Source organism: Desertivirga xinjiangensis, from assembly GCF_024436435.1.
GTDB lineage: Bacteria > Bacteroidota > Bacteroidia > Sphingobacteriales > Sphingobacteriaceae > Desertivirga > Desertivirga xinjiangensis.
The window spans coordinates 437697-450338 of the sequence record NZ_JAFMZP010000004.1 but is presented as its reverse complement, the minus strand read 5'-3'; the positions used below and the strand labels follow the sequence as shown (position 1 = coordinate 450338).

Here is a 12642-nt window from a genome sequence, read left to right as displayed (position 1 = left end):
CCTCTATCTTTTGTAACAACGGAATGCAAACAACGCCGCAGGGACCAGATCGGACGGATGTTCTACTTTTAATATGAGTTCCCTCAAAGAAACAGGCTTATCCAGTTTTATTTCATTCCTTGTCTGGTAATTTCCCTTTCTTTCATACAACAAATTTCCGTCACCATCTTCCAGCCGGTAATTCCTTACGCAAAAAGGCATCACCGATTCCGGATGGGACATTAATACGGATTCCATCGGATGATCAAGATCTGAATCGAATACAATCTCTATTCTGGAAATTTCTTGAGGAGTTTCCCAGCTCAGCTTCAGACTCGGTTGCCTATCGGTATAATCAGCAACCCACGCGTTAATTGTACTTACAGGGCGATCAATACCATTTCTAACGTTTTCTACTTCGAATCCATGAAGTGAGGGCTCAAACTTCAGGGCGAGATTATGCCCTTCTGGCCTCCTTTTCGGGCACCAGAATTCAAATTCATCAACGCCAAGATCTCCTGTGGGCACTTGTCGGCCAAAATTAGAAACAGCTTTATTTATATGATTAAAAACCGATAAAAGTCCGGTGATTCTTTGGCTTGAAAAACCAATTCTTACATCTGGATTCTTCGCAAAACACACAAAAAAGTATCCGCCACCCTTAACCTGGTAATCAAACTCAATTTCGAGTTCTGACTGATCTGAACTTATATCCAGAGTGATTTCCTTTATAAGAAGATCAGGGGTAAAATTCCCTGGTTTACTGCTGGCTTTTAACCATACAGTCAAACTTGTTGAAGAAGTGGCTTTAACAGGGATCCTTAATTTTGGAAACGGCCCTTCTTTTACTGGTATCAATTGAGCGCTTGCAACCTCCAGTGGCTTAAATTCGACATGATGGGTTAAGCCTTCAATTTTCAGCTCACTTGATGCCGTTAACTTTGCAATTTTTACGAGATCTGATTGATCAAGAAGTGAAAGACCTGGGATATATTGACCCCTTTGTTGTAGAGATTGTTGCAATTGCTCAATCTTATTTAAACCGATAATTTCAGCTGGTTTACAGTTGTAATCCATGCAGAGCCTGGCTGCCATTCCTACAGCCTGCGCTACGTAGGCGCTGGTTGCCATCACCCTCGTGGAGGCGAAAGCAACATGGGTAGCGCTGATGACGCGTCCGGCGAGGAAAAGGTTAGACACGTTCTTACTGTATAAACAGCGATAAGGTATAGGATAAATGCCTTTGCTATGCCATTGGTTACATCCCGGTTTTTCACTGTAAACCCCATCTGCGGGATGAAGGTCCAGGGACCATCCACCATATGCTACTGCATCAAAGTGAGGCCTTTGCTCAATAACATCTTTTTGATTAAGCATGTAATCCCCCTCAAAGCGGCGGCTTTCCCTCTTTCCAGGAATTGTGCCCACCCATTCAAGTGTCAGATTTTCGGCCTCGGGAAACTTACCCGAATTCTTGATATAATTCCAGGTACCATAAACCACTTTCCAGAGTTCCCATTTAATTTTTTCAGTATCATGAACCGTATCAAGACGGCCGCCATACTCTAACCACCAAAGCTTGCAGCCAAATTCATGTGTGTTAAAGTTTTTAAAACGTGGTATTGCGGTGATATCAGAAAGAGCAAAGTCTGGCGCCACATACTTTACGGGTTTTCCGGCATCTTTCGAATAAAAATAGAGCGAATGGCCTAATAATTCTCCGTATTCTTTGGTTGGCGCAAATTTTTCATCGAACTCATCTCTGCTCTCAGCCCCCATTCTGAAAGCAGCTCCGGATAAAAATCCAAGTATTCCATCCCCTGAACAGTCACAGAACAAGGGGGCTGATAAAACGTATTCTGTTGAGTTCTGACTACAAAAACCCTTAACCGAAGTGATAGTATTTTCACTTCCCTTTTCAACCTCATAGATTACTGTATTCAATAACAGGTGAATATTAGGTTCGGAAATAACTTTATCAAGTAAGATCGAATCAAAAACCAGGGGGTTTCCCTCCTTATTCCTGAACATATTTTCAACCAGCAATTCATCGATAATACCTCCTTCACGCGCCCATCGGTTGTTATTGCCCATATGGGAGGTAGCCCCCAATATCCAGAGGCGTACTTCACTCGACGCATTTCCGCCAAGTACCGGTCTGTCTTGTACAAGTACTACTTTGACTCCGGCCCTTGCAGCGGTGATGGCTGCACAAACGCCGGAGAGTCCTCCCCCAACAATTACCAGATCTCCCGTAAGGGTAATGTTCTTCAATTGTCTCCGTTCTTCAGGTTTTGCAATAAGCATATTGGCTGTGTATGTGTGTATATGTTATATTTTAGTATGTAAAATGGAAAAACCGGTGGGTTTGACAATGTCGATAAAGAAAGAGTCCTTTTGATCCGCATCCAGCTTAAGGTCGACAGAAGATCCTGGCTGAAGCTCAGGGATATGAACACTCTTTCCGAGATATTTTAGGTTATAACCCCTTAAAGTATACATCGGAAAATCTTTCCTGGCTGTAATTCTAACCGTTATGCTCTTAGTTCCACCCCTGCCTTCTTCACCGGTACGGGTTACCATAACCGGGGAAAACTCCTTTTGATGAACACTATAGCTTAGGCGCGGATTTAGCCAGTAGTCGACAAGTCCCCAGGGCCGGAAGCCGTTAACATTGGTTCCCATATACCTGCTGTTATAATCGTTGAAGGACCACCATGACGCTCCTGCTACGAAATCATATTTGCGCAGGATCTCTGCAATTTTAGAGATGTATGCACCCCGGTCTTCTTCGCTCTTAACCTGGTCAGCCCGCTTTCCCCATTCACTAATTAGCAGTGGTTTGTTTGGATAAAGGCTATGTATTCGCTGAAGTGTCTTTTCGAATCCAGCGTAGCCCTCGTATATATTGGCTGAAACAAAATCGCAGTAAATACTTGCCTCGTCTTCCGGCCCCTTAATGCTTCCATGCGTTAGCTTATTACTTGCGAAAGTCAATAGCCTGGAAGAATCTATAGTCCGGGCAAAATCAAACATATCTTTTACCCAGTCCCTTCCCGATTTGAGAAAAGAGTCGAATTCATTCCCGACACTATATGCGATCACTGAGGGGTGATTCCAGTTCGCTTCAATCATTTCCTGCAACTGCTTTTTGAAAACCGCCCGAAGTTTCTGATCATCCATCTCCTTTGGCTGATATCCCCAGTTGCCAGCCTCAGTGATGATCAGCATACCGTTACTGTCGGCCCAATCCAAGATACTTTCGGGTAAGGGGTAGTGAGTAAGCCGCTGAAACTCCATCCCCCCCTCTTTCATTCGCGACATGTAATTTATCACCAGACTGTCGTCAACAACCGAGCCCAGCTTTGGATAATCCAGCACCAGATTCCCTCCTCCAACTTTCAACCGCTCCCCGTTTAAATAAATGCCGGTTTGCTTTACCTCTATCTTGCGAATACCAAAGTTTACCTTTTGAGTGTCCGGCCCCAGAATTGCCTCCAACTGGTACAACTGCGGATTATCAAGGCTCCAAAGCTCTGTAGCCTTTGAGTTTAAAGGGACCGAAATACCACTGTTTTTAAGTGCGCTGCTCTCTATCGAAAAATCCTGTTGCGGCACCTTCAAGCTCAGTTTTCTGCCATCCTTGTACACATTTATCCTTAACCGGGATTGTACCTGTGACAAGGCGGAATTCTGTACATAGGCATTGATCTTCACTTCCGCTGAACCGTTACTGAGATTTGGGACAGCCTCTACTTTTAACTTTTTGATATACGTTTCCGGCCTCACCCTGACATAGACATCCCGCGTAATGCCGCCATAATTTACCCAGCCCACATTTCCGCCATTTGCCGGATTGCTTAAAATGGTGGGAATTGTAAGAGAATCAAGTTTATTATTCACCCTTACAGCAAGCACATTCTTCCCTTGTACAAGATATTCGGTGATATCAAATTCAAAGGGCGTATAGCCGCCTTCATGTTCACCTAGCTTTTTTCCATTGAGCCAAACCTGAGAGCGATTGAAAACAGCATCAAAGTGAAGGATTGCACGTTTTCCTTTAAGCCCGGCCGTCCAGTTGATTTGCCTGCGATACCAGGCTGTTCCTTCGTAAAACAGATAGCGCTGGTCGGCAGAGAAACTGTGAGGTACGGTCACTCTATCCCAGCCATTCTCAAATTTATACTTTTCATCTGCCCATCCTCTCTGGTAACCTGTACCAGAGAAATCGAGAGCAAAACGCCATTCTCCCTTCAAGGAAATGTTCTTCGACTCCTGCCCCTGCAGACCGGATAGACCGACCAGCAGGAAGGAAATTATGATCAAGAAGTACTTCATTTACCAATCAAAGTTTTGTCCGAGTCCGGGATTTAATACAAGTTCATCATAAGGTACAGGCCAGATATAATGTTTAGAAGGGTCAAAAGCCCTGGTATCCAAAACAGTTAGTTTTGACAAAAAAGCATCATAGGAAGGAATTCCGTCTTCATCAATAGCGGGAGTACCTGGAAAGGGGTAGTCTGCTTTATTAACTGGCACACCTACGATCTTTTTGTTCATTGCCTTTTCGGCGATCTTCCATCGAATGAGGTCCATGTACCTTGTGCCTTCCAGTACCAGTTCGACCCGGCGTTCCCTTCTTATCACCTTCCGTAACTCAACCTGATCAGTAGTGGTTATGGCTGGGTAGAGATTTACAGAACCCACAGGTACACCATATGCACGCGCCCTCACCAGGTTGATGGCTTCATGGACAGAAGCATCGATCTCGTTCAATTCTGTTTTAGCTTCCGCATAGATTAAAAGAATTTCGCCATAACGCAGGACGATTTGATCCAAATCCACCTTATTATATTGGGCCACCTGCGTTTCATCTATCTTCTTTTTCCAGAGGTACCCTGTAAAACTTGCAAAAGGATTGCTCGCATTTTTTGCATCTTTGTTCGTAACGTTTCTGTTGTCCTTCGAACTGAAAACCTGTGTAGCATCAGGATGGTTCTGATAAACATAACCTAACCAGTTTTCGCCTGGAACTACTATTGTAGCGGCTAAACGAGGATCGCGGTTTTCAAACGGATTTTTAGGATCATAAAGAGGAGATTCATCGATAGGCTTACCGTCAGTACATTCGTAGCTATCAATGATGTCGAGCGTTGGAATATTTGAGGCGAAGCCACCTGCATTCCTGCTCATCGAGTATTGTATATCATAGGTATCATCGAATGCAGCGGAACGCGGGAAAGATAAGATCACTTCTGAACTATGCTGCCCAACCCGGAGAAATAAGTTTCGGTAAGAGGGATAGAGATTGTAAATCTTAAGATCCATCACCCTTTTGGCTGCATCTGCAGCAGCCTCCCAGTCGTTTAACGAAATAGCGATCCGGGCTTTTATTCCGAGTGCTACTCCTTTAGTAAAATATTGTAAGCCCTTATGAGTTGGGGGCAGTACAGACGCAGCGAACTCAAGTTCATCATAAATAAACTTTTTAATTTCGGCCTTTGGGGTTCGCTTGATGGTCAATGACTCATCCAGTGAAAGAGTGGTTTTGATCAAAGGAACATCTCCGAAATGAGTGATGAGGATGCCATATTCGTAAGCCCTTGCAAATCTTGCCTGGGCTTCTGCCTGCCGGCGCTCGTCGTCGCTAACATCCTTAGCTTTATTAAGGTTATCGAGGATTTTATTTGACCTGGCAATTCCTTTATAACAAGCAAACCAGGTATCTCCATACATTCCTGAACGTATAGTTGTAGTTCCATGGATCATATCGTTTCCATTGCCCGTTCGCTCCCAGTAATTGTCGCTCCAGGCTTCAGCATCCTGCGGATAAAGAGCTCGGTTATATAGAGCGTTCACAGCAATCCCGAGCTCTGTTTTGTTTGCATAAAAGGTTTCAGAACTGGGCTTGTCAAGAGGGAACCTATCCAGTTTTTCGCAGGAAGAAAAAAGGGTTCCGGAAAGTATGATCGAATATAAATATTTTGGTTTCATTTCTGGTTCAATTAAAAAGTAACACTAAGGCCTCCATAGTAAGTAGTCACAATAGGATTTTCGCTTACCCCCATCTCAGGATCCCAGCCTTTAGGGAATTTGCTTACAGAGAACAAGTCAGTTGCACTCACAAAAAGTCTCAACCCCTTCATGCCAGCCTTACTTATGAGGCGCTTATTGAAGGTATAACCGAGCGTAACATCCTTAAGGCGGAAATACGCAGTATTAAATAAGTAGAAGTCCGAATTGGCATAATTCACGTTCCTGTTGTTATAACTTAAACGGGGATATTTAGCATTGGTACGATCGGGTGTCCACGTGTTATCTACCATATATGAAGGAACGTTGCCATAATTATCAACAAAAGCCTGGTACATTAATTTTCCCGGTTTCCCAAGCTGTTTACCTATTCCCTGAAAAGAAAAGCCAAAGTCAATATTTTTAAAAGAGATACTTGCATTTCCCCCATACACATATCTGGGTAATGAATTTCCAAGTGCCACCTGGTCCTTATCGGCCGTGATCTTCCCATCTCCATCAACATCCCTGTATTTTATATCTCCTGGCTTCTCGCCACCGGACAATTTTGGTGAATTTGCTACGTCTGTTGCATCAGTGAAATACCCGGCGTTTTCATAACCATACCAGACATTAAATGGCTGCCCTTCCAGAAGTGCCTGTTCTTTAAGCGTAGAAATCCCCTTCAGATCAACTACCTTACTTCTGTAATCTGAAATATTTGCAGAGAGACGGTATGTCCAGTTTTCGCCTAACTTATCGTTCCATCCGGCCTGTAATTCCCAGCCTTTATTGATCAGCTTGGCTACATTTTGCTCTGTAGCATTTAGCCCCATATTTCTCGGTATATCGAGTTTCCAAAGGATGTCATAAGTATTTTTATGGAAGTAATCGGCAGTAAGAGAAAGGCGGTTATTAAACATTGCCGCATCAATACCCAGGTCGTAGTCCTCCTTAGTTTCCCAGCTGATATCCCGGATTGCGAGATCTTGCTGACTACCAGTGCTTGCTGGCACGATCTTTCCTGCCGAATCATAAAGCAACGCTGAACCAAGCTCGATCAAGGCCTGATAACTGTAATTTCCGATCTGCTGATTACCGTTACGTCCCCAGGAAGCTCTGAACTTCAAAAATGATAAAGGTGTTTGATCTTTAAAGAAAGATTCTTCGGAAATTACCCATCCCGCAGATACTGAGGGAAAGAATCCCCAACGATAATCTCTTGAAAAGCGCGACGAGCCATCCAGCCTTAAGTTGGTTTGAAGCAGGTACTTGTTTTTAAAGTTATAGGTCACCCGGCCAAAATATGAACGCAGCGCATTCTCGAAAGCTCCTCCGCCATTGTCCATGTTCAGTTTAGGCCCGCTATTAATAACATAGTAATCGAGTAAATACCCTTCTCTGGCTTGCGAAGCATCTTCCTCACGTACAGTATATGTTTCGTAACCAAGCAAGGTAGTAAAGGAGTGCTGGTCCTTTATCTTGAACTGATAGTTGGCAAGGAGCTGTGTGTTAATTCTCTGTGAATACGACTGAGACTCGTTCAGAGTATTGGTTGTTCCGTAGGTCAGATCTATAGCGGAAGGATCGTTCATTTCAAAGTATTCCACCTTTTTGGTATACTTCTTTGTATTCAGGAATCCAAATTGCGGCGCAAAAATACCCGAAAGACGAAAACCTTTAAAAGCATCATAATTTAGCTGGATCCTGCCGGTAATCTGGTTATTGCGGCTATAGTTATTACCTCCCAGGTAATTATTGGCCAGTGGATTTCCACCGTCTTTTCCAGGTGCGTACCGGCCATCCGAAAAGAAGTCATCATAAATAGGAGCCAGTTGTCTCACTAACCAGACTTCATCCCTTGAGGGACTAAAAGATTGAGCGCGGTAATAGGCAAAATCAACATTCGAACTTAGCTTCGAAGAGATATTCATATCATTATTTACCCGCAGGGAATACCTGTCGAATGAACGATTAGGATCCATTCCTGGCTGCTTAATATAACCCAGGATAGCCTTAGTTCTTACGGCCTTTGTACCAATAGTGAGGTCGAGACTATGGCGCTGCTGCAGGGAATGATCCTTGAAATATGTTTTCTGCCAGTTCGTATTCGGATACAGATCGGGATTCTCCGCATTAAGCGCTGCATAATTATTTATAACTTCCTCAGAGAACAAAGTACTCGCAGACGCACCATCGTTCCTTTTCATTTCGTTGTTTAGCCTTCTCCAGGTTGCTGCATCTGCAAACGAGGGCATCGAGGATATTTTCTGTAAGCCAAAATCCGCATTGTAGGTAATAGCTGCCTGACCTGTTTTAGCACGCTTTGTAGTGATCAAAATAACACCTGCAGCCGCTCTCGAACCATAGATAGCCGATGACGCAGCATCTTTGAGAACGCTTATACTTTCCACATCATCAGGATTGATGTTGTCGCTATTTCCAGGAACACCATCTATCAGCACCAGTGGATCACTTACACCCAAAGTAGTGATACCACGGATTCTCATAGTGCTACCAGCTCCGGGTCCTGCTGAGTTTCTGGTTACTACCAGGCCGGGGACAGCCCCCTGCAGTGCCTGAGACAGGCGGGTAGTCTTTCTGTCTGTGATCAGATCGCCGCTTAGCGTAGAAACAGCGCCGGTTAGATCCTTTTTAGTACTGGTACCATAACCAACCACCACTACTTCATCCATACTACGCCCCTCAGGAGCGAGAGACAGGATGAGCGGCTCGTCGTTCCCGGGTAATGCTACTTCCAGAGGCTTAAATCCCATGAAAGTAATTCTTAATTTATTGGAAGAGTTAGAAGAAACAATGCTAAACTCGCCTTTCGTGTTGGCAACAGCAGATTTTTTTTCTTCAGTTAAAAGAATACTAGCTCCCGGAAGGGGCTCATTCTGGTCATCCACTATCCTGCCCCGGATCGTCCTGGCACTTTGTGCCAGCAAAGTTTGAACAGAGAGAATGAATGACAGCAATAAAATTAATTTCCTCATTGTTTATTTACTGGTTAGTTATTGGGTAGCAATTCGCTTGATTTATAGTTCAAAAATAGAATCCAAAGTGGAGTCAGAGCAGAAGTTTGAAATAAAATTCCCTATGGGAATGCTCCCATTTTTGGGAACATTCCCATGAAAGACTATTTTTGCGACATGAAAAAGCACCAGATAACTATAGTGGATATCGCACAGAAGCTTGGAATATCTAAATCAACTGTTTCCCGGGCGCTAACCGGCCACCCCAGTGTGCATCAACAAACACGCGAGAGAGTGCTTAAACTGGCAGAGGAAATGGATTATGAAAGAAATATGCTTTCTATTGGACTGATAAAAAACTCCAGCCTTACTATAGGGATCATTGTACCGGAATTTACGAGATCGTTTTTTCCAAAGGTGATAATAGGTGCACAGGAGAAGGCCAAAGCTGCCGGATATAATCTTATCATCTGTCATTCGGAAGAAAGTTATGAGACGGAGGTGGCAAATACCAAGGTGATGCTCCTGCATCAGGTTGATGGGCTCTTGATATCGATTACAAAGGAAACCACAAACTTTGAACATCTCAAAGTGTTTCAGCGCAAAGGGATTCCTATTGTCTTCTTTAACCGGGTTTGTGAAGAAATGGTTGTTCCCAAGGTAATTGTAGATGATGAAGAAGGGGCATTCAGCGCCGTCCAGCATTTAATAAAAAGAGGAAAGAAACGTGTAGCGTTTCTTAATGGGCCCGCAAATCTGCATGTCTGCAAAAAACGCGGGGAAGGATACAAAAATGCATTGCAAAGAAACAAGTTGCAGTGGGATGAACAACTACTTCGGCACTACGATCTGGATCTGAACACGGTTGAAGAGCACGTAAACTTCTTCTTAGGGTTACAGGATAAACCAGATGCGATTTTTGCTATTAACGATCCTACTGCCATTGAAGTGATGCGGGTATTGAAGAAAAAACAGATTCGTATCCCCGAAGATATCGCGGTTGTTGGCTTTAGTAATGACATGGTTTCATCGTTAATTGAACCCGGTCTTACCACGGTAGAACAGCCTGTGGCTGAAATAGGTCGTGTAGCCGCACAGTTGCTTCTTGACCAGATTAAAAGGAATATAGAAGACTGGAAAGCCCAAACTGTTATTCTAAAAACGAAGCTAATTCAAAGAGACTCAAGTTAACTGATCCTTCAAGAAAGCAGCCTCTTCATGACTGCAGAAAATATGAAGGATAGTTACAAGCTGGTGTACCTAGTTAGTTTTTCTGAGTTCATTTCAGTGTCTCAAACGTACTTAATAAAGCCGAACGGGGCTCCAGTCGAAACTACCCTTGCTTCGCCATTCAATGTCTGCCTCAAAGTTTCCCGGAACATACCTGGCAGACAGCTTAAAGGGATGCTGCCCACGTTTTAAAGGAAGTGTAACAACCTTCTGTGCAGGATGATTCGTATTGTAATCGAGATCAATTGCAGCAATTTGATGTATACGGAGGAAGGCCTTGTTCTTTGTAGTCAGCCTGATCTCATATATGCCATCATCAGGTACGTCGACATAGCCTTCGAATGTATAAAGTCCTTCTTTGTTAAGTTGCGGTATATTTTGTTTATCAAGTGACGTTATCTTGATTTGAGATATTGCCTGCAGATTTTCGGTCTGTGGGATCCAGGATGAAGGCATATTATAATATCCCACTTTAATCCCTTTTTCAGAAGGCTTTATTTCCGGATCAATAAAAGCATTGTCATAAGGCCTTGCTGCGCCCGCATCAGGTAAGCGCATTTTTAAAACCTGAGTCTTCATCCGGGCTTGCGTCTCCCCCAGCTTCCCGGCAAGGTTAGAAGATTGTGCCGGATCATTAATAATATCATATATCTCAAAATCGTCGTCACTTGATTTTATATCGTAGCGTATCCCTACCAGATCCCCTATACGGATCATTTGCATTTGATTTCTTTTTCGCTCTCTGTTCTGTGCTTCGAAAGAAGTAAAAGCAGGAGTTTTTCCTCCTTCGAAATATTCTACATAAATCTGATGAGGATCAGATTTCTTTTTATCGGTCAACGTCTTTAACAGGCTCGAACCGTCAGATTTTTCGGGAGCAGGCAATCCGGCCATCTCTGCGAAAGTGGGCAGCCAGTCGTAAGAGATTGAAGGAGCATTTATTACTCTTCGCTTTGCAATTTCACGGGGCCATCTTACAATAGTAGGTGATCTTAAGCCACCTTCCAAAAGATCTCGCTTTATACCGTTAAAAGGCCCATAGCTGTCAAAAAATTCCGGAGAAAAGCCGACGAATTTTCCCGGCAGATACGATTCTACGGAAGGACCGTTATCTGAGCCAAAAACGACAACAGTATTATCGTCTATTTTTAAATCCTTAAGCAATCGCAGTATATCACCCACCTGCTGATCTATCCGGTTAGTCACAGTGGCGTAGCGTTTATAAGTATCAGGCCAGGGAACATCTGCTGTAGAGGGATTACGATCATGGTCATAAGTAGCCTTGGCAAAAAGCGGACTAACGTAGCTGTCAGGTACACCTTCCGCTGTATTAATCATTTTTCCGGGTTGCCCTAACCATTGAATTCCTCCCGTTAAACCTCCTCCCTTCGGGTATGCAGTTGCTGGTAGTTCAAGCACTGCATGGGGAGTATCATATGCTAGATATAAAAAGAAGGGCTGCTTGTCGCTTCCATGGCTTTGTTGCGTGATCCACTTTTTGGCTACCGCAGTAAAAAGGTCGCCTGTATAGCATTTATTAAGGCCCTTACTTACTTCAGTTTTGTTCTCGTAAACTTCCTTTTTCCCTCTGTACAAACCTTCTGCAGGATAATGCTCATGACCGTCCGCGTGCCTGATATATCCATAATAATAATTAAACCCGCGATTTAGTGGGTGGGCCGGCCACTTATCGCCGTCAACGTCAAAAGTCTTATTTCCTTGTAGTCCCCATTTTCCTATCGCGGCTGTTTCATAGCCTGCTGTCTGTAATATATTACCTATTGTGTAATTATCCGCTAACGCTTTATCAAACTGATTATCCCTAACAGAGCAATGCCCCTGACTTAAACCTGTTAGAAGAGAAGCTCTCGAAGGAGCACAGACCGGAGCCGCATTGTAATGATCGGTTAGTATAGCGCCTTCAGAAGCCATTTTATCCAAATTTGGAGTTAGCTCCCAGGGATTCCGGGGATCGTTTAATTTTTTTCGTTTTGTTTGAAAGAAAGTACCCAGATCGCCATAACCCAGATCGTCAGTAAGAATAAAGATGATATTAGGTTTACGGTCACCTCGTAAATTTTTAGCTACATTAACCTTCAAAGGAATCGATGTATTTTCTATATCCTTGAATGGTTTTTCTCTTAATAATGAAAATCGTGCGAAACCTGATTTGCTACCGATTAAGACAGTACTTAAGATCAGAACTGTGAACTTTAAACATTCTTTCATTTAGCCAACACCTTTCTGTATTGTATGGTTAGTATGGTTTTGAGCTGTCTGTTGCAATCTGCTCATCAGTACCGAAGGTATATAACAGAATTTAAACACACATATAAACGCTCGTAAAGATACTATGGGAGCGTTCCCATTTTTGGGAGCATTCCCATAATGATTACCAATTTCGAGTTTAACATTACTCTAGCTTATAAACTTGGCAGATCGT

General features: G+C 43.4%; 6 protein-coding genes. 1 reads left to right on the top strand and 5 read right to left on the bottom strand.

Annotation, left to right across the window (positions count from 1 at the left end; all coding sequences use genetic code 11):
- Positions 1–3: 3 nt before the first annotated feature.
- From J3P37_RS13140 to J3P37_RS13125, 4 genes are read right to left on the bottom strand one after another with little or no spacing between them, the layout of a single operon-like run.
- The gene (locus tag J3P37_RS13140) at positions 4–2286 is read right to left on the bottom strand and encodes an FAD-dependent oxidoreductase (protein ID WP_256011703.1); all 2283 of its coding nucleotides are present in this window, start codon (positions 2284–2286) and stop codon (positions 4–6) included.
- Between the two features lie 24 nt (positions 2287–2310).
- Positions 2311–4317: a glycoside hydrolase family 2 protein gene (locus J3P37_RS13135; protein ID WP_256011702.1), complete on the bottom strand. Its 2007-nt coding sequence runs from the start codon at positions 4315–4317 to the stop codon at positions 2311–2313.
- Positions 4318–5973, bottom strand: a complete 1656-nt coding sequence (locus tag J3P37_RS13130; RefSeq protein WP_256011701.1) for a RagB/SusD family nutrient uptake outer membrane protein — start codon at positions 5971–5973, stop codon at positions 4318–4320.
- Between the two features lie 11 nt (positions 5974–5984).
- Entirely contained in the window at positions 5985–8990 is a 3006-nt protein-coding gene (locus tag J3P37_RS13125) for a SusC/RagA family TonB-linked outer membrane protein (protein ID WP_256011698.1), read from the bottom strand.
- Positions 8991–9125: 135 nt separating this feature from the next.
- On the opposite strand from J3P37_RS13125, the gene J3P37_RS13120 reads away from it, so the two are divergent.
- Entirely contained in the window at positions 9126–10160 is a 1035-nt protein-coding gene (locus J3P37_RS13120) for a LacI family DNA-binding transcriptional regulator (protein WP_256011696.1), read from the top strand.
- Positions 10161–10271: 111 nt separating this feature from the next.
- Here the strand turns inward: J3P37_RS13120 and J3P37_RS13115 are convergent, their stop codons facing one another.
- The gene (locus J3P37_RS13115; protein WP_256011695.1) at positions 10272–12428 is read right to left on the bottom strand and encodes a sulfatase-like hydrolase/transferase; all 2157 of its coding nucleotides are present in this window, start codon (positions 12426–12428) and stop codon (positions 10272–10274) included.
- Positions 12429–12642: the final 214 nt, after the last annotated feature.